At 70.7% G+C, this 19,472-nt stretch carries 8 protein-coding genes; 1 reads left to right on the forward strand and 7 read right to left on the reverse strand.

The annotated features are described in order from the left end of the window. Window positions 1–20 precede the first annotated feature (20 nt). The 6 genes from PXH83_RS00625 to PXH83_RS00650 form a co-directional block, all read right to left on the reverse strand. Complete coding sequence (locus PXH83_RS00625) at window positions 21–2,855, reverse strand: amino acid adenylation domain-containing protein (protein ID WP_274555413.1); 2,835 nt, start codon at window positions 2,853–2,855, stop codon at window positions 21–23. Further along, on the reverse strand, window positions 2,852–12,886 hold the full coding sequence (locus PXH83_RS00630) for a non-ribosomal peptide synthetase (protein WP_274555415.1): 10,035 nt from the start codon (window positions 12,884–12,886) through the stop codon (window positions 2,852–2,854). The genes PXH83_RS00625 and PXH83_RS00630 overlap by 4 nt, the downstream gene beginning before the upstream one ends. A gap of 84 nt (window positions 12,887–12,970) precedes the next feature. Continuing rightward, window positions 12,971–13,198, reverse strand: a complete 228-nt coding sequence (locus tag PXH83_RS00635; protein WP_274555417.1) for an acyl carrier protein — start codon at window positions 13,196–13,198, stop codon at window positions 12,971–12,973. Next, window positions 13,195–15,075: an HAD-IIIC family phosphatase gene (locus tag PXH83_RS00640; protein WP_274555420.1), complete on the reverse strand. Its 1,881-nt coding sequence runs from the start codon at window positions 15,073–15,075 to the stop codon at window positions 13,195–13,197. The genes PXH83_RS00635 and PXH83_RS00640 overlap by 4 nt, the downstream gene beginning before the upstream one ends. A gap of 2 nt (window positions 15,076–15,077) precedes the next feature. Then, window positions 15,078–17,162, reverse strand: a complete 2,085-nt coding sequence (locus tag PXH83_RS00645; protein ID WP_274555423.1) for an ABC transporter ATP-binding protein — start codon at window positions 17,160–17,162, stop codon at window positions 15,078–15,080. 112 nt (window positions 17,163–17,274) lie between these two features. Next, complete coding sequence (locus tag PXH83_RS00650) at window positions 17,275–17,499, reverse strand: MbtH family protein (RefSeq protein ID WP_214919707.1); 225 nt, start codon at window positions 17,497–17,499, stop codon at window positions 17,275–17,277. A gap of 385 nt (window positions 17,500–17,884) precedes the next feature. Between PXH83_RS00650 and PXH83_RS00655 the strand changes: the two genes are divergently transcribed. Continuing rightward, entirely contained in the window at window positions 17,885–18,538 is a 654-nt protein-coding gene (locus PXH83_RS00655) for a response regulator transcription factor (RefSeq protein ID WP_214919708.1), read from the forward strand. 16 nt (window positions 18,539–18,554) lie between these two features. Here the strand turns inward: PXH83_RS00655 and PXH83_RS00660 are convergent, their stop codons facing one another. Then, the gene (locus PXH83_RS00660; protein WP_274555430.1) at window positions 18,555–19,370 is read right to left on the reverse strand and encodes an alpha/beta fold hydrolase; all 816 of its coding nucleotides are present in this window, start codon (window positions 19,368–19,370) and stop codon (window positions 18,555–18,557) included. Between the last annotated feature and the right edge of the window lie 102 nt (window positions 19,371–19,472).

Consider the following 19,472-nt stretch of genomic DNA (forward strand, 5'->3'; position numbering starts at 1 on the left):
CGGCCCGCACCTGGGCGTGATCAGCGTCCGCCGCGTCCAGCCGCATCGGGTACGAGCTGGTGAACCAGCCGACCGTACGCGTCAGATCCATGTCCTCCGAGAGCGGCACACGACCATGGCCCTCGACATCCACCAGCACTCCGCCCGGGACCGTACGCCCCGGCTGCGCGCCACTCCTCCACGGCCGCCGCCAGACCGGCCAGCAGCACATCGTCAATACCGGCATGGAAGGCGGCCGGTACCCGCGTCAACAGCTCCGACGTCACCGACACCGGCAGCTGGAACTCCACCCGCCGCGTCCCACCGGCGACCGTGTCCACAGCCGGGTCCAGATCCCGCTCACCGAGCCGCGAGTCCGAGCCCTCAACCATCCGTGTCCAGACCGGCAGTTCAGCCACCCGCCCGGCGCCCATCGCCTGCTCGGCCAGCTCCTGCGCCCATCCCCGGAACGACGTACCCACGGGGGCGAGGACCGAGTCCTCACCGGAGTCGTACGCCGCCGCCAGGTCCGGGACGAGCACTCGCCACGACACACCGTCGATCGCCAGGTGATGAACGACCACCAGCAGCCGTCCGGGCACATCGGCCCCGACGTCGAACCACACCGCCTGCACCAGCCGGCCGGCCACCGGATCAAGCCGCTCCACCGCGCTCTGCTCCGCGTCGCGGACGAGCTCGGCCATGTTCCCGGCGGCGGCGTCCACGCGCCGTACGGCCACCGGCACGGAACCCTTGTCCGGCACCACCAACATGCTCGGCTCGCCGTCGGCCGGCTCCAGGCGTGCACGGAGTACGTCATGGTGGTCCAGCACCTTCTGAACCGCCGCCTCCAGACGCGGCAGCTCCAGCCCGGCCGGGACCTCGATCAGCATCGACTGCGAGAACCCTCCGGTCAGGACCGTCGGGCCGGCCCGCTCGACCAGCTCTCGCATCACCGGGGTCAGCGGCACCGGCCCCACGCCCGCCGTCTGTGCCTCCGCCGGGGCGCCCGCCGTGGTCGTCTGCACCCCGGCGACCCGCGCCAGCCCGGCCGGGGACTTGTGCTCGAACACCTGCCGGGCGGTGATCAGCACGCCTGCGGCACGGGCCCGGGAGACGACCAGCATCGACATGATCGAGTCGCCGCCGAGCTCGAAGAACGAGTCCTCCGCACCGACCCGTTCCAAGCCCAGGAGCTCACCGAACAGCCCGCACAGCACCTCTTCCACCGGAGTCGCGGGGCCCCGGCTCTCCGACCCGGCGAACTCCGGGGCGGGCAGCGCGGCCCGGTCCAGCTTCCCGTTGACCGTGACGGGCAGGCTCTCCAGCCGCATGATCGCCGTGGGAACCATGTATTCGGGGAGGATCTGCGCCGAGAATTCCCGCAGCGCCTCCGCGTCCACTTCCACGTCTGCGTCTGCGTCTGCGTCTGCGTCTGCGTCTGCCGGAACGACGTACGCCACCAGGCGCTTGACTCCCGGCTGGTCCTCGCGGACCACCACCGCGATCTGGCCGACGCTGTCGTGCTCGGCCAGTACGTTCTCGATCTCGCCCAGCTCGATCCGGAAGCCGCGGATCTTCACCTGGTCGTCCACACGGCCCGAGTACAGCAGCTCGCCGTCCAGGGTCCACCGCGACAGGTCACCCGTCCGGTACATCCGGTCGGACCCGGGGAACGGGCACGCGACGAAGCGCTCGGACGTCAGGCCGGGCTGGCCCGCGTACCCCCGGGCCAGCTGAACACCCGCCAGGTAGAGCTCTCCTGTCACGCCCGGAGGAACCGGGCGCAGGAACTCGTCCAGCACATAGGTCTGGGTGTTCCAGACGGGACGGCCGATGGGCACCGACCCGTACGGCGTGCCGTCCGTACCGTCCCAGGACGTGACCTCGACCGCGGCTTCGGTCGGCCCGTAGAGGTTGTGGAGCCGCACACCGATCCGCTCGCGGAACTCCTCCACCAGGTCGGTCGTCAGCGCCTCGCCACTGCAGAAGACCCGCCGCAGACCGGCACAGTCACCCGGGCGGACCTCCTGCAGGAAGACGCCCAGCATGGACGGCACGAAGTGCATCACCGTCACCGCACGCCGGGCCAGCACCTCCACCAGATACGCCGGATCACGGTGCCCGCCGGGCTTGGCCATCACCAGACCGGCGCCCACGACGAGCGGCCAGAACAGCTCCCACACCGACACATCGAAACCGGTCGGCGTTTTCTGCAGCACCCGGTCGTCGCTCGTCAGCCGGTAGGTGTCCTGCATCCACAGCAGCTTGTTCGCGATCGACCGGTGGCTCACGACGACGCCCTTGGGGCGGCCCGTCGATCCCGAGGTGTAGATCATGTACGCCGCGGAACCCGGCGTGACGGTAAGTTCCAGCGGGGCGCCGGAACACGACGCGACCTCCGCGACCGTCTCCGCCGCGTCCCACACCGCCCAGCCGGAGGGTCCTGTCTGGTCACCGGCCGTCGAGCCGGTGCACACCACCACCGCGGGCGCGGCATCGGCCAGCACGTACCCAATACGGTCGGCCGGGTAGTCCGGATCCACCGGAACGTACGCCGCACCGGCCTTCAGTACGCCCCACAGCACGGCCATCAGGTCGACCGAACGCTCCATCAGCACGGCCACCCGGCTCTCCGGCCCCACGCCCCTGGCCGCAAGCCAACGCGCCACGCGATTGGACCGCTCGTCGAGCTCCGCGTACGTCACCGAGGACTCTTCGTCGATGACCGCGAGCGCCTCCGGGGCGCGCTCGGCCTGGGACCGGAACAGCTCCGGCAGGGTGGTGTCCTGGACCGCGTGGCGGGTGTCGTTCCACTCCTCCACGACCAGCCGTCGCTCGGCGGCGTCCAGGACTTCGAGTTCGCCCGCCTTCACGTGCGGGTCGCGGGCGACCTGTTCCAGTACGCGTACGAGCCGCCGGGCCAGCGACTGGGCGGTGGCCTCGTCGAAGAGGTCGGCGGCGTACTGGAAACCGCCCTCGATTCCGGCGGGCGTGCCGTGCTCGTCGCGGAGTTCCGCCAGTCCGACCGAACCACCCGCACCATCACCCCGGCCAACGGGTCGAGGTGCCGCACGGCGCGCTCGGCCTCGGCTGCCAGGTCGTCCGTGTCGGCGCGCACCACGCAGTCCTCGGCCGCCAGTCCGGTGCCCTGCTCCGGGATCACCAGCCGGCCCGTTCCCTCGGCGAATTCCAGGCGCGAGCGCAGAAGAGCGTGCCGGTCGAGCAGCGTCCGTACCGCAGCGACCAGCCGTCCCAGGTCCAGCCCGGCCGGGACCTCGATCAGCATCGACTGGGACAGCGTCCCGGTCAGCGCCACCGAGCCCGCCCGTCCGGCCAGTTCGAGCATCGCGGGGGTAAGGGGCACCGGCCCGGTACTCGCCGTCCGGGGCTCCGCCGGTTCCGCGACGACCGTCCCGGCCACCCGCGCCAGCCCGCCCGGGGACCGGTGCTCGAACACCTGCCGGGCGGTGAGCTGCACGCCTGCGCGCCGGGCTCGGGCGACGACCAGCATCGACATGATCGAGTCACCGCCGAGCTCGAAGAACGAGTCGTCGGCGCCGACCCGCTCCAGGCCCAGGACCTCGGCGAACAGCCCGCACAGGACCGCCTCGACCGGTGTCGCCGGGGCCCGCCCTTCGAGACCGCCGAACTCGGGGGCGGGCAGCGCGGCCCGGTCGAGCTTGCCGTTCGCCGTCACCGGCAGCGTCTCCAGGACCACGACCGCGGCGGGGACCATGTAGTCCGGCAGGACAGCTGCTACCGAGCCTCGCAGCGCCTCGCCGTCCAATTCCCCGTCCAATTCCCCGACCATTACGCGGTCCGCCTCGCCGTCCGCCTCGCCGTCGGCCGGGACGACATAGGCGACCAGGCGCTTCACGCCCGGCTGGTCCTCACGGGCGATCACCGCGACCTGGCCCACGCTCCGGTGACCCGCGAGAACGGCCTCGATCTCCCCGGGCTCGATCCGGAAGCCACGGATCTTCACCTGGTTGTCCGCACGGCCCGCGAAGATCAGCTCACCTTCGTACGACCACCTGGCCAGGTCACCGGTCCGGTACATCCGCTCACCGGCTCCGGACAGCGGGCAGGCGACGAAGCGCTCCGACGTCAGGCCGGCGCGGCCCTCGTACCCCCTGGCCAGTCCCGCCCCCGCGACGTACAACTCCCCGATGACGCCCGGCGCCACCGGACGCAGGAACTCGTCCAGTACGTACGCCCGGCTGTTGTCCATCGGGTAACCGATCGGGACGCCGTCCGGGACGGCGTGCGCGGCGGTGTAGGCGATCTGGGTCGTGAACGCCGTCGCCTCGGTCGGCCCATACGTCGACCTGACCGTCAGCCCGGGGTGCGCCTCCAGCAACGCGCGTATCGCCGACGCCGACACCACGTCGCCGCCGGTCGACACCTCGCGCACACCGTCGAAGATCTGCGGGGCCTCCTCGGCCAGCACGCCGAACAGCCCTGCCGTCGCATGAACGTTGGTGACCCCGTACGAGGCGATCAACCGGCCGCGCTCGGCCGCGTCCACCTCGCCCGGCGGTACGACGACCAGCGCGCCGCCCCGCACCAGCGGCACCCAGATCTCGTACGTCGAGGCGTCGAAGGCGTGGTTGGCCTGGAGCAGGACCCGCTCGGCGAGGTCGCCGTCCCAGCTGCGGTCCAGGATGAAGCTCACGACGTTCCGGTGGGTCACCGCGACACCCTTGGGCACACCGGTCGATCCCGACGTGTACATCACGTAGGCGAGGGCCGCCGGGGAGAGGGGCACGTCCGGGTCGGCCGGTGGCGCGTCCGCCGGGGGCGTACCGTCCGCCTGGATCCCGGCCACCAGGATCGCGTCGAGCTCGTCCATCGCCCGGTCGGCCAGCACCGGCGACACCCCGGCCTCGGCCGCCACCGACCGCAGCCGCTCCGCCGGATGCCCCGCGTCCAGCGGCACGTAGGCCGCGCCCGCCTTCAGGACGCCCAGCAGGACGGCGATCAGCTCGGCCGACCGGTCCATCACCACGCCGACCCGGCTCTCCGGGCGCACGCCTCGGTCGATCAGCCAGTGCGCGACCCGGTTGGCACGCTCGTTCAGTTCGGCGTACGTCCAGGAGACGGCGTCGCCGGTCACCGCGACGGCGTCCGGGGTGCGTGCCGCCTGGGCCTGGAAGAGCTGGGGCAGCGTCAGGTCGGGTATCGGCCGGAGGGTGTCGTTCCACTGCTCGACCACGGTGTGCCGCTCGGCGTCGTCGAGCACGTCGAGCCGGCCGACCCGCACGTCGGGGTCGGCCGCCACCTGCTCCAGCACCCGGACGAGCCGGTCGGCGACGGCCCGGGCCGTCGGTTCGTCGAACAGGTCGGTCGGGTAGGACAGGTCTCCGTCGATGCCGTCCGGGGCGCCCTGTCCGTCGCGGTGCTCGGTGAGGGTCACGGACAGGTCGAAACGGGCAGGCACCGACTCGGCCTCCTGCGCCCGGACGGTCAAGTCGGGCAGCTCCCATGCGGGGGCCTGCAGGTTCTGCAGAAGGAGCATGACCTGGAAGAGCGGGTGCCGGGCGAGGGACCGGGCGGGGTTGAGGTCCTCCACCAGCCGCTCGAACGGCACGTCCTGATGGGCGTACGCGGCCAGGTCGGTCTCGCGGACCCGGGCCAGCAGCTCGGCAAACGTGGGGTTGCCGCTCGCGTCCGTACGCAGCACCAGGGTGTTCACGAAGAACCCGGCCAGATCCTCCAGTGCCGAGTCGCCGCGTCCCGCGACGGCCGTGCCCATCGGCAGGTCGGTGCCCGCACCGAGCCGGGCGAGCAGCATCGCCAGCGCCGTCTGGACGGCCATGAAGAGGGTCGCCGAGCCCTGCCGGGCGGCGTCCGCCAGAGCGGCGTGGGTGGCCGCGTCGACCCGGACCGGAACCGACCCTCCCTGGAACGACGGCACCGCGGGCCTGACCCGGTCCACCGGGAGCGTCAGTTCCTCGGGCAGATCCGCCAGCGCGTCCCGCCAGTGTCCGAGCTGGGCGCTGATCAGGCTGTCCGGGTCGGCGGGGTCGCCGAGCATCTCGTGCTGCCAGAGGGCGTAGTCGGCGTACTGGACGGGAAGCACCGACCATGCGGGAGGTCCGCCGTGCACGCGGGCCGCGTAGGCGGTCCGCAGGTCCCGGGCGAGCACGCCCATCGACCAGCCGTCCACCGCGATGTGATGGGCAACCAGCAGGAGTACGGACTCGGTGCCGGACAGGACCAGTAGCTCCGTAGTCCACGGCAGGTCGTGAGCCAGGTCGAAGCGCGTTTCGGCCGCCTCGGCGAGTACGGCGGGCAGCTCGTCCTCGGCGACCTCGCGCAGACCCAGCTTCGGACGGCCTTCGGGTCCGTCCAGGATGTGCTGCCGGGGAACGCCGCCCGTCTCGGGGAAGAGCGTGCGCAGGGTCTCGTGGCGGTCGGCGACGTCACCGAGGGCGGCCTCCAGTGCGACCGCGTCGAGTTCACCGGACATCCGCAGGGCCAGCGGTACGTTGTAGGCGGCGCCCGCCCCGGCTTCTTCCAGCCCGTTCAGGAACCACATCCGCTGCTGGCCGAACGACAGCGGCAGCGGGTCGGGACGTTCCCGTACGACCACCCCGGCCCGGACGGCGCTCTGGTCGTTCTCCACCAGCCTGGCGATGCCCGCGGCCGACGAGGCGCCGAACAGCTGCCGGATGTTGATCTCTGCGCCGAGGACCTTCCGGATCCGTACGATCAGCCGCATCGCGAGCAGCGAGTCGCCGCCCAGCTCGAAGAACGAGTGGTCCGCGCCGACCCGTTCCAGGCCCAGGAGTTCGCCGAACAGCCCGCACAGCACTTCTTCCAGCGGAGTCGCCGGGCCCCGGCCCACCGCATCGCCCAGGGCCGGTGCGGGCAGGGCGGCCCGGTCCAGTTTGCCGTTCACCGTCACCGGCAGGGACTCCAGGGTGACGACGGCGGAAGGCACCATGTAGTCGGGCAGTGCCTGCGCGGCGTGCTCGCGCAGCGCGCTGACAGTGTCGGTGTCGGCGACCCGGGCGGCCCGGTCGGCCGGGACGACGTATGCGACGAGTCGCCTGACTCCGGGCTGGTCCTCCCGGGCGATCACCGCGACCTGGCCGACGCTGTCGTGCCCGGCCAGCACGGCCTCGATCTCACCCGGTTCGATACGGAAGCCGCGGATCTTCACCTGGTCGTCGACCCGGCCGACGAACCGCAGTTCGCCGTCGGACGTCCACCGCGCAAGGTCGCCCGTCCGGTACATGCGCTCGCCGGTGTCCGAGAAGGGGCAGGCCACGAACCGCTGGGACGTCAGGCCCGGCCGCCGGACGTAGCCACGCGCCAGCCCGGCTCCCGCGACGTACAGATCCCCCGCCACGCCAGGGGGAACCGGCCGCAGGAAGTCGTCCAGTACGTACACCCGGGTGTTGGTGACCGGACCGCCCAGCGACACCGCGTCCGCCGTGGCCCGGGCCGCCCACGAGGTGACGACGACGGTGGCCTCCGTCGGCCCGTACTCGTTGTGGAACGAACGCCCGGGGGCCCACCGCCGCAGCAGCTCGGCCCCGTACTCCTCGCCGCCGAGGACGACGTGCTCGATGTTTCCCAGCACGGTCGCCGCCCGCTCGTCGTCTCCGACGAGCGACTCCAGGACGCTCGGGGTGAAGGTGACCGCGTTGACGGCCAGTTTCTCCAGCTCCGGAAGAGCGTCGCCGTCACGCCGGGCGACGCACACGGTCGCACCGCCGGCCAGCGCGGGGAAGATTTCCGCGACGGACACATCGAACGACACCGAGGCGAACTGCAGGACCCGGTCGCCGGGCCCCCAGCCGTAGTTCTCCACCCGCCAGGACACGAAGTTGGCCAGACCCCGGTGCACGACCGCCACACCCTTCGGCTTGCCGGTCGACCCGGAGGTGTAGATCACGTACGCCGCATGGGCCGGACGCAACGGACGGGCCCGGTCGGCATCGCCCGGCGCGGTCACCGGCCGGGCCGCGATCTCCGCCACGGTCGACGGGTCGTCACGGACGAGCCGGGGGAATTCCGCGGCGGCCTCCGCGCTCCTGCTGGTGCACACCACCAGGGCGGGGCTCGTGTCGGCCAGCATGAAGCCGACCCGATCGGCCGGGTAGCCGGGGTCGATAGGGACATAGGCCGCACCCGACTTGAGTACGCCGAGCAGGACCGCGACGAGATCTGCCGACCGTTCCATCAGTACGCCGACCAGGTCGTCCGGGCCCACGCCCCGGCCGATGAGAGTGTGCGCCAGCTGGTTCGCCCGGGCTTCCAGTTCCGCGTACGTCAGTGTGGTGTCGTCGTCGAGCAGCGCGACGGCGTCCGGAGCCCGCACGACCTGGGCCTCGAACAGTCCGGGCAGCGTCAGGGCGGGTATCTCCCGGGCGGTGTCGTTCCATTCGACCAGGGCCCGGGTCCGCTCGCCCTCGACCAGCACGTCGAGATCGCTGAGCCGGAGGGCCGGATCGGCCGCGACCTGCTCCAGTACCCGTACCAGCCGACCGGCCAGTGCTGTTGCTGTCGGCTCGTCGAACAGGTCGACGGCGTACTGGAGGTCGCCGACGATTCCGGCGGGCGCACCCCGGTCGTCGCGGTGTTCGGCGAGGCTGACCGACAGGTCCACGCGCGCCGGGATCGCCTCGTCGGGCAGCGCCCGCTCGTCGAGGGCCTGGACGCTCAGGCCCGGCAGATCCCATTCCGCCGGCGGGACGTTCTGGAGGACCAGCATGATCTGGAACAACGGATGCCGGGACAGCGAGCGCACCGGATTGAGGTCCTCCACCAGCCGCTCGAACGGCAGATCCTGATGGGCGTACGCGGCCAGGTCGGTCTCCCGGACCCTGGCGAGCAGCTCGGCGAACGTGGGGTCGCCGCTCGCGTCCGTACGCAGCACCAGGGTGTTGACGAAGAACCCGGCCATGTCCTCCAGGGCGCTGTCACCCCGGCCCGCCACGGCGGTGCCGACGGGCAGGTCGGTGCCCGCGCCCAGCCGGGCCAGCAGCATCGCCAGCGCCGCCTGCACGACCATGAACATGGTCGCCGAGCCCTGTCTCGCCACCTCCACGAGGCCCGCGTGCGCGTCCGCGCCGAGCTCGACGGGGGCCGATCCGCCCCGGAACGACGCGACGGCGGGCCGCGTCCTGTCCACCGGAAGCGTCAGCTGGTCCGGCAGACCGGCCAGCGCCTCGCGCCAGTGGCCGAGTTGAGCGCTGACGAGGCTCTCGGGGTCCGTGGCGTCGCCGAGAACCTGGCGCTGCCAGAGGGCGTAGTCGGCGTACTGGACGGGGAGCGGCGACCACCCGGCCGTCCCGCCCGCGCGCCGGGCTCCATAGGCGGTCCGCAGGTCGCGGGCCAGGATGCCCATCGTCCAGCCGTCGACGGCGATGTGATGGGCCATCACGACCAGGACGTTCTCGGAGCTGGACAGCGTCAGCAGTTCGACGCGCCACGGCAGCTCGCGGGCCAGATCGAAGCCCTGGCCCGCCGCGGCAGCCAGCGCGTCCCTCAGGTCGGGTTCGCGTACCGCGCGCAGGCGCAGTTCCGGCCGGCCGGCCGCGCCCTCCAGCAGCTGCTGCCGGGGTACGCCGTCGATCTCAGGGAAGATCGTGCGGAGGCTCTCGTGCCGGTCGGCGACATCGTCGAGCGCCGCCCGTAACGCGGCCAGGTCCAGGTCGCCGGAAAGGCGCAGGACGAGCGGCACGTTGTACGCCGCACCCGCTCCGGCCTCTTCGAGCTGGTTGAGGAACCACATGCGCTGCTGGCCGAACGACAGCGGCAGCACCTCGGGCCGCTCCCCCGCGACCAGGGCCGTCCGTACTCCCGCGTCCTGCAACCCGTCGACCAGCCGGGCCAGTTCCGCCACCGTGGGTCCGCGGAAGAGGTCCCGGATGTTGATCTCGGCGTCGAGCACCGATCGGATCCGTACGATCAGCCGCGTCGCCAGCAGCGAGTCGCCGCCCAGAGCGAGGAACGAGTCCTCCGCACCCACCCGCTCCAGCCCGAGTACCTCGCCGAACAGCGCGCAGAGCACCTCTTCCACGGGCGTCGCGGGACCGCGTCCCACGGAGCCGAACTCCGGGGCGGGCAGCGCGGCCCGGTCCAGCTTGCCGTTCACCGTCACCGGCAGCGCGTCCAGGGCCACCACGGCGGCGGGCACCATGTACTCGGGCAGGCTCCGCGCCGCGAACTCCCGCAGCGCCTCGCCGCTCACGCCGTCGGACACGACGTAGGCGACCAGTCGCTTCGTCCCGGGCTGGTCCTCACGGGCGATCACCGCGACCTGGGCGACGTTCTCGTGGGCGGCCAGCACCGACTCGATCTCGCCCAGCTCGATCCGGAAGCCGCGGATCTTCACCTGGCCGTCCGCGCGGCCCGCGAAGATCAGCTCACCCTCGTACGACCACCTGGCCAGGTCACCCGTCCTGTACATCCGCTCACCGGCTCCGGACAGCGGGCAGGCGACGAAGCGCTCCGACGTCAGGCCGGCGCGGCCCGCGTACCCCCGGGCCAGCTGAAGACCCGCCAGGTAGAGCTCTCCTGTCACGCCCGGGGGTACCGGACGCAGGAACTCGTCCAGTACGTAGGTCCGGGTGTTCCAGACCGGACGGCCGATCGGCACCACGCCCGCGGGAGCTGGTGTCCGGCAGTCCCAGGAGGTCACATCGACGGCGGCTTCGGTCGGCCCGTACAGGTTGAAAAGATCCGCGCCCAGACGTTCCCGGAACTCGTTCACCACCTCGGCGGGCAACGCTTCACCGCTGCAGATCACCCGACGCAGACCGGCGCAGTCGCCCGGGCCGACGTCCTGGAGGAAGGCGCTCAGCATCGACGGCACGAAGTGCATCACCGTCACACCGCGCCGCTCCAGCACGTCCACCAGATACGCCGGATCACGATGCCCACCGGGCTTGGCCATCACCAGGCCGGCGCCCACGATCAGCGGCCAGAAGAACTCCCACACCGACACGTCGAACCCCGACGGCGTCTTCTGCAGAACCCGGTCACCGGCGTCCAGAGCGAACTCGCCCTGCATCCAGAGCAACCGGTTCACGATCGCCCCGTGGCTCACCACCACGCCCTTGGGACGCCCCGTCGACCCCGACGTATAGATCACATACGCCGGATGGCCGGGCACCAGAGCGGGTTCGAGGGCGTCACCGGGGTACGACGCGACCTCCGCGGCCGTCGCCTCGTCGTCCCACACCGTCCACGACGGGTCCCCTGCCGTACCGCGCGTGCACATCACCACGGCGGGAGCCGCGTCGGCCAGTACGTGGCCGATCCGGTCGGCGGGGTATTCCGGATCCACCGGGACGTAGGAGGCGCCCGCCTTCAGCACGCCCCACAGCACGACCATCAGGTCGACCGAGCGCTCCATCAGGACGGCCACGCGGCTCTCGGGCCCCACTCCCCGGCCGGCCAGGTAGCGAGCCACCCGGTTGGACCGCTCGTCCACTTCCGCGTACGTCAGCGAGGTCTCCTCGTCGACGACCGCCAACCGGTCCGGGGACCGCTTCACTTGAGCGCCGAACAGCTCGGGCAGGGTCGCGGCGGGAAGCTGCTCGGCGGTGTCGTTCCACTCCTCCAGGACCGTGTGCCGTCCGGCCTCAGCGAGGGCGTCCAGCCGGCCCAGCCGCGTCTGCGGTTCGGCGGCCACCGCTTCGAGGAAGGCCACGAAGGCCTTCTGGTGGGCCACGAAGTCGTCGATGCCCGGCGACGAGACGTCTCCGTCGAAGTCGATGCGGATCCGGCCGTCGGCGGAGCCGCCCCGTACGGTGATCATCAGGTCGTCGACGGGCGGGATCGAGACGTCGTGCGCCGTGCCCACCGAGCCTGCGAAGTCCAGGTCGTGGTCGAAGGTGACGACGTTGACCAGCGGCCCGAAGTGCCGTTTGCCGCCGGCCGGCCAGTCGAGTTCCCGGCGCAGTTCCTCGCCCCGGAACCGCTGGTGCCGGGCGATGCCGCGCAGTTCGTCCTTCACCCGTCGCGCGAGGGTCAGGATGTCCTCTCGCGGGTCCACCCGCAGACGCATGGGCACGATGTTGGCCATCGTGGCCGGTGTGCGTCCGGAGAGCGCGGTGACCCGGCCCGTCACGACGACGCTGAACACGACGTCGCCGCTTCCGCTCATCCGGCTGAAGTACGCCGCCGCAGCGGCAATGACCACGTTCGACCAGTTCACGTCGCCCGTGCCGGCCAGCCGGACGCGTTCCGCTCCGGAGGCGCCGAGGTAGGTCGTCTCCCTACGGAACCGGGCCCCCGTCGAGCCGCCGACGGCCAGGGTCACCGGGCTCGGCCGGTCCGCGAAGCGACCGGCCCAGAAGGCGCGGTCCTTCCCCTCGTCGGCCGAACCCCGGTATTTCTCCTGTTCGTCCAGGACACCGCCGATCGACCCGAACCTCGGCTCGGCGCATGGCGTGCCCCGGACGAGGGAGGTGTAGATCTCCGCGACCCGCCGTCCGAAGACGGACCAGCCGTAGGCGTCCATGACGACGTGGTTGTACCGCTGATACCAGAAGTACCGGTCGTCGGAGATCTTGAACAGCGCGTAGGCGAAGAGCGGGCTGGCCGTCGGATCCGCCGGGACCGCCAGCTCGTCCCGCATCCAGGCGTGCGCCTCGGCCTCGGGGTCCGGGGACGAGCTCAGGTCCAGGACGACAAGGGACCACTCGGGCGCCGCGGCGACCTGATGGGGGCCGTCGGCGTCCTCCAGGATCCGTACGTTCAGCCCTTCGGCCTCCGCGACGGCCTGCCGCAGTGCGGTCTCGAACATCGGCCCGTCGACCGGCCCGTCGATCTCCACGAACTCACCGGAGTTGTAGACCGGGCTGGGATCTCCGATGCGCTGCGCGAGCCAGATGTCGTACTGAGCCGCGGACAGGGGCAGGCGACGGTCGTCCTGAGACATTCGAGTCCCTCACTCAGAGTTCGGTGCGTTCAAGTTCGGTACGGCTGCTGGGTGCGGGCTGCGGGATGCCGGATGCGGCCGACGTCAGCCCGTCGCCGCCAGGCCGTAGATGAATTCCAGGCTCGGCGCCTCCAGCAGGTCGATGACGCTGATGCTCCGCCCGGTCCTGGCCTCCAGGACGGTGACGAGCCGCAGCAGATGGAGGGAGTCCCAGCCGGGAAGGTCGTGCAGAGCGCGTCCCGCGTCCTCGACAGCCACCGGCACGCCGAGTTCGTCCCGGACCAGGGCGATGAAGTCTTCGAGGTCGTTCATGGTCGGTCGCCTTCGTGGATCTCGTCGAAGCGGATGTGCGGCGGCGGGGGCATGATCTCCGTCAGCGGATGCCGGAAGGTCAGTACGTCGCCTTCGCCGCCGGCCGGGAAGAAGGCGTGCCTCGGGTAGAAGTCGGCGACGCGCCGGTTCTTGGGGGTCTCCCGGTAGCGGGCGACCACGGAGGTCGCTCCGGTGTCGCGGGCGTGCCGCAGCACCCAGGACAGACAGGCCTCCTCGATAGACCGGGAGAACACCCGGCAGCTCAACAGGAAGTTGTCGATGCGCAGCAGGTCGCCGTCCCGCCGGGCCAGGACCGCGCCGACCAGCCCGTGATCACCGAACCTGTCGCCGGCATGGACGGCCAGGGCCAGCGCGGCCGGGTCCTTCATCAGATCGAGTACGTCGCCGGGCTGGAGACGGTCGGCCGTCAGGTTGAACTGGTTGGTCCGCAGGGTGAGTTGGGAGATCCGGGGGACCTCGGCCTCGGTGACCGGCCCGATGCGGACGTGGACGCCCAGCTCGCGCAGGTAGTCGTCGGTCGATGCGAAACTGTCGAGGAAACTCTTGCGCGCCGTCTCGTCCCGGTATCTCGACGCCCTGACCCGGTCCTCGGACGTCACTTCCCGTACGTCGAACCAGCCGTCCCGCAACAGGCTGCGGCGGTGCCACGCCGGTTCGCCGTCGATGTCGACGACCGCGACGCCGGGTAGCTCCCGCCGGACGAGCTCGCGTTCGAAGGCGCTGTCGTCGACGAAGACGAAACTGTCGACGGACAGGCCGAGGGTCTCGGCGAGGACGTTCAGGTTGTCGTGCTTGGGCTGCCAGTTCGCGATGATCCGCACGAAGTCCTGATCGCGCAGCGCCATGCGCGGGTGCTCGCGCAGCGCCCGGGTCACCAGCTCGGGTTCGTTCTTGCTGACGGCGGCGACGAGGACGCCCTGCGAACCGAGCTGCCGGACGACCTGCTGGAACGCCAGGAACGCCTCGCCCCGGTAGCCGTCGCCGACCTCGATGCCTTCCACTCCGTCGTCGCCGAGTACGCCGCCCCACAGGGTGTTGTCGAGGTCGAGCACGAGGCACTTCTTCGACCGCCCGGTCAACTGCCGGGCTAGGTGCCCGATCTCGGCGGCGTACGCGAAGAGCAGGTCGTCGGTCAAGTGGGCCTTGGCGTAGATGCTGAGGCGTTCGTCGCTGACCGGCACGCCCTGGGCGACGATCGGGTCCAGATCCAGTACGACGACCGACGGATTGTCCTCGGCCAGCCTGAGCAGCCGGGTGTTGGCCTCCCGCCAGACCGCGCCCAGCCGGGCCCGGGAGCGGTGGTCCACGAGCTGGCCGGTGTGCCCGCGCAGCAGCGGCATTGTGTTCAGCACCAGGGTGCCCGGGGTCTCGGCGAACCGCGCGGCGAGCCGTTCGAGCAGACCGATCTTGTCGGCCGCGGCCCGTTCCACGTCCTCGGGGCGCCAGGGAACCGGCACTTCGTCGAACACGATCATCGGGTCCAGTACGCACAGGACGAGGTCCGGGCGTGCCGCGTTCAGTTTGCCGGCCGGGTCGAGCAGGTCGAACACGTAGTTGTCGAAGTCGGCCAGTACGGGGCGTGCCACCAGGCCGTGCCGGGCCAGCTGGGCGGTCAGGGCCGGGGCCAGTGCCCCGAGGGTGCCGTGCCCGGTGACGCCGATCGTGACGAGCGGCGTTCCGGGGTGGGCCCTGGAGATCTCCTCCGTGTCGAGCCGGGCGAGAAGCCGCCCGGCTCGCAGCAGTTCCGCGCCCGAGAGCCGGGCCACCAGCTCGCCCGCCCTCGGGTACTCCGCTACGAGACGACCCGCGTCGGCCAGGTCGCGCAGCTCGGCCGCGGCCGAAGCGTCAGCGGACACGTTCACCTCCTCTGCGGTTGCGCGCCCGGCGGGGGCGGTGGCGGGGCGCCGCCACCACCCAGGACCTGCAGCGGGGGCGGGCCGTCGGGGCCGCCGAAGGAGCCGTCCGGGGGCGGCGGCAGCATCTGGCCCATGCCGCCGGGCGGGGGGCCGCCGAAGTGCTGCGGTCCACCGGCGAACTGGGGGGCGGGTTCCTCGCGTGCGGGGGGCGGCGCCGCGAACTGGGTGCGGTAGAGCTCCGCGTAGAGCCCGCCGGCCAGCAGAAGATCCTCGTGGATGCCCTGCTCCCGGATTTCGCCGTCCTCGACGACCAGGATCTGGTCGGCCTCGCGGATGGTGGACAGCCGGTGGGCGATCACCAGGGACGTCCGGCCTGCGAGTGCGGTCTTGAGCGCCCGCTGGACGGCCGCTTCGGACTCCGAGTCCAGGTGCGCAGTGGCCTCGTCGAGCACGACGACGGAGGGGGCCTTGAGGAGCAGCCGTGCCAGGGCGATCCGCTGCTTCTCGCCACCGGACAGCCGGTAGCCGCGGTCACCGACGATCGTGTCCAGGCCGTCGGGCAGGGACGAGATCAGGTCCCAGATCTGCGCCGACTTGCATGCCTCGGTCAGTTCGTCCTCGCTCGCCTCCGGCCGGGCGTACATCAGGTTGGTCCGGAGGGTGTCGTGGAACAGGTGCGCGTCCTGGGTGACCATGCCGATGGTGTCGCGCAGGGACTCCATGGTGAGGTCGCGGGCGTCGACGCCGTCGATCCGCACGGTGCCCGACGTGGGGTCGTACAGGCGGGGCACCAGGTGGGTGATGGTCGTCTTGCCGGCGCCGGAGGGTCCGACCAGCGCCGTGAGCTTGCCCGCGGGCACCTTGAAGGTCAGGTCCTTCAGGGTCAGGGCGTTGTCCTTGCGGACCTGTGAGGGGAGCGCGATCGACTCCAGAGAGGCGAGCGAGACGTCGGCGGCGGCCGGGTAGCGGAAGCTCACGCCCTCGAACTCGATCTCCGGGGCGGCCGAGCCGCGGCCAGGGAGCGCCTCGGCGTCGGGCTTCTCCGCGATCAGCGGCTTGAGGTCGAGCAGTTCGAAGAGCCGGTCGAAGCTGACGAGTGCGGTCATCACGTTGGCCTGCACGCTGGACAGCTGGTTGATCGGCCCGAAGAGCCGGGTGAGCAGCGCGGCCAGGGCGACCAGGGTGCCGATCTCGAAGGCTCCGTGGATGACGAGCGTGCCGCCGACTCCGTACACGACGGCGGTGGCGAGGGTCGCCAGGAGGGTGACCGAGACCAGGAGCATGCGGCCGTAGACGAAGTTGAGTACGCCGATGTCCCGGACGCGGGCGGCCCGGCCGCGGAACAGCTTCGTCTCCTGGTCGGGCCGGCCGTACAGCTTGGCCAGCAGGGCGCCCGCCACGTTGAACCGCTCGTGCATGAGCGTGCCCATCTCGGCGTTCTGCTCCATCGATTCCCGCATGAGCCGCTGCATTCTGCGGCCGATGATCTTGCCGGGGAGGACGAAGAACGGCAGAACCACGAGGGCGACGAGGGTGATCACCCAGGAGAGGTAGAACATCGCGCCGAGCACGAGGAGCAGTGCCAGCGCGCCGGAGACGACGGTCGACAGCAGGGTGGTGAGGGCCTGTTGTGCCCCGACCACGTCGGTGTTCAACCTGCTGACCAGGGCTCCGGTCTGCGCGCGGGTGAAGAACGCGAGCGGCTGGCGCTGCACGTGCTCGAACACCTCTGTCCGAAGGTCGTAGACCAGCCCCTCGCTGATGCGGGCGGAGTACAGGCTCTGGGTGAACGCCGCCGCCGTTTCCAGCAGCGCGAGGCCGACGACCGCGAAGGTCACCGCGAGGACGACCCCGGTGTCGCGGGGGACGATTCCGTTGTCGATGAGCACCTTGAAGAGAAAGGGAGTCGCGACTGTGATCACCGCTTCGAGCGTGGTGATGAACAGGAGGAATCCCACGGTCCGGCGGTAGGGCTTGATGTACGGGAGGATCCGCGGCACGGTGCCGGGTTTTATCTTCTGGCGGGTGAGCCCGGAATCCGAGCCGAACCCGTGCATCACCATTGTTGGCCCCGGGCCTCCAATCATGGCTCCGAAACCTCCTTATCCGTTTGAGTAATCGGACACGCCTTTTTTATTCGGGCTCTTCGAAGCCGACCGGGGTAACGCTCAAGGCTCCCCGGTCGACTTCGAAGAGCCGTTATTCGGCGCGCTCGTACTGCTTCATTTCCTCGATGAGGCTCTTCGGGCGCATGTCCGTCCAGTTCTCCTCGATGTAGTCGAGGCACGCCTGTCGGGCGTTCTCACCGAAGGCGATTTCCCAGCCCGGCGGGACATCGGCGAAGGTCGGCCAGAGAGAGTACTGACCCTCGTCGTTGATGAGCGCGTAAAAGGTCCCGTCTTCGTTGTCGAATGGATTCGCCATGTTCACCCTCCCGTGGAGCCAAGCCGACTCGATAAACGCGCGGAATTTGGCACTGTGCCACTGCGGAGCGATCGTAGTTGCCGCAATCTGGCCGGACAAGGAGCGGTGCAGCCGTCCAACCAGCCGATTCCGGCACTTGGACGCGTGCGTTCCGGAAATGCTGTCCAACTGACCGGCACAGCCACTTGGACGCGAGTTCGGAATCGGTACGATTTCTTTTGATTCCCTATTCGGCCGGCTCGGCGGACGCGCGGGCTCACAGACTCTCCGACTCCCGGACTCGCAGGATCCTGGACGAAACCCTGCTGAAACCGGGTAGGGAGCATCCTGGACCAGCTTTTCAAGATGATCTTGCCGGGAGCGCAAGGCGGAGAGAGGACGACAGGTGCGGGTTCTCGTGGTGGAGGACGACGAGGAGATGGCGCAGACAGTGGCCGTCGGTCTGCGCCGGGCGCGGATGGCCGTCGATGTGGCGTTCGACGGCCAGGAGGGCCTCGACCGCGCGCTGTTCAGCGACTACGACGTGATCGTGCTCGACCGGGACCTGCCCGGGATGCATGGCGACGACGTCTGCGCCGAGTTGATCGCGTCGGGGTGCCGGAGCCGGGTGCTGATGCTGACCGCCGCGGCGACGGCGGAGGCCCTGGTCGACGGGCTCAGCCTGGGCGCCGACGACTACCTCGCCAAGCCGTTCGACTTCCCGGTCCTGGTCGCGCGGATCGGTGCGCTGGCCCGCCGCAGTCATCCGCTCATGCCACCGGTGATCCGCCACGGTGACCTCGAGGTCGACACGGCCCGGCGCAAGGCCAGCCGGGGCGGCCGCCAACTGGACCTCGCCCCCAAGGAGTTCGGGGTCCTGGAGTTACTCGCGAGCTCCAAGGGCCGGGCCGTATCCGCCGAGGAACTCCTGGAACGGGTATGGGACGAGGCCGCCGACCCGTTCACCAGCGCCGTGAAGATCACTGTCAGCCGGCTGCGGGCCAAGCTCGGGAACCCCCCGGTCATCGAGACCGTGGCCAAGAGCGGGTACCGGATCTGAGGGAGCCGGTCGGCCCTCAGGCGTTTTGTCCGTGGGTGGCGAAGAAGTCGATGATCGCGGCATTCACGGCGTCGGGCCTCTCCAGGTAGCCGTAGTGACCGCAGTCGGCGATCTCGGTGTACGTGGCGCCCGGGATGCTCTCCGCGACCTCGCGCGGCAGATGCGGGCGGACGATCAGGTCGTCCCGGAATCCGATGACGAGACACGGGCAGCTGATCTGCCGGTAGTGCGGGAGCCGGTTCGGGATCACATCAAGAGCCAGCTGCCCCCGGAATCCGGACGGGTCGATCATCGACATCTCGAAGACGCTGAGCCAGTCCCTGAGTTGCTCCTCGTCGTTGAGCGTCCGCGGTGACAGGTTCTGGAGGGCATGTACGTACGCCGCGTAGCGGGACGGAACCTTGACCTCGCTGTCGCTCAGTTCCAGGTCGGCGGCCGACATGGCGGTGATCAGCGCGTCGGCCCTCCCGCTGCTCGCCATCAGTACGGCCTGCCGGACGAGTCCGGGCCTCGCCACGAGGAGTTCCTGGACGATGATCCCGCCCAGCGAGTAGCCCACCACTCGGCACGGCCCCGTCCCCAGGTACTCGATGAGGCCGGCGACGTCCGACACCATGTCGTCGAGAGTGAACCCTTCCGGGCACTGGTCGGTCGGCGGGATCCCCCTGTTGTCGAGTGTGATCACCCGGTAACCCGCCGCCTTCAGGGCGGGAACCTGGTGTGCCCGCCAGACCCGCCCCGGGGCCCCGGTGCCCGTGACCATCACGACCGGCTCGCCGGAGCCGTAATCGTCAAAGCTGAGATTGATCCCGTTGATACGCACAACCGGCATGCGCTGCTCCCTCCACGTACCGAAACTTCCCACGGCCGGGGCACCAGGTACCGGCCGGGCCGGGCCCGTCGGTGGGCCGGATCGAGCACCCACCGACGGGCC

This window comes from Streptomyces spiramyceticus (assembly GCF_028807635.1).
GTDB classification, from domain to species: domain Bacteria; phylum Actinomycetota; class Actinomycetes; order Streptomycetales; family Streptomycetaceae; genus Streptomyces; species Streptomyces spiramyceticus.

Bases quoted from the DNA above. Each gene is read 5' to 3' on its own strand.
- PXH83_RS00630 (WP_274555415.1), bottom strand. From the start codon at position 12,886: ATGTCTCAGGACGACCGTCGCCTGCCCCTGTCCGCGGCTCAGTACGAC.
- PXH83_RS00635 (WP_274555417.1), bottom strand. From the start codon at position 13,198: ATGAACGACCTCGAAGACTTCATCGCCCTGGTCCGGGACGAACTCGGC.
- PXH83_RS00645 (WP_274555423.1), bottom strand. From the start codon at position 17,162: ATGATTGGAGGCCCGGGGCCAACAATGGTGATGCACGGGTTCGGCTCG.
- PXH83_RS00650 (WP_214919707.1), bottom strand. From the start codon at position 17,499: ATGGCGAATCCATTCGACAACGAAGACGGGACCTTTTACGCGCTCATC.
- PXH83_RS00660 (WP_274555430.1), bottom strand. From the start codon at position 19,370: ATGCCGGTTGTGCGTATCAACGGGATCAATCTCAGCTTTGACGATTAC.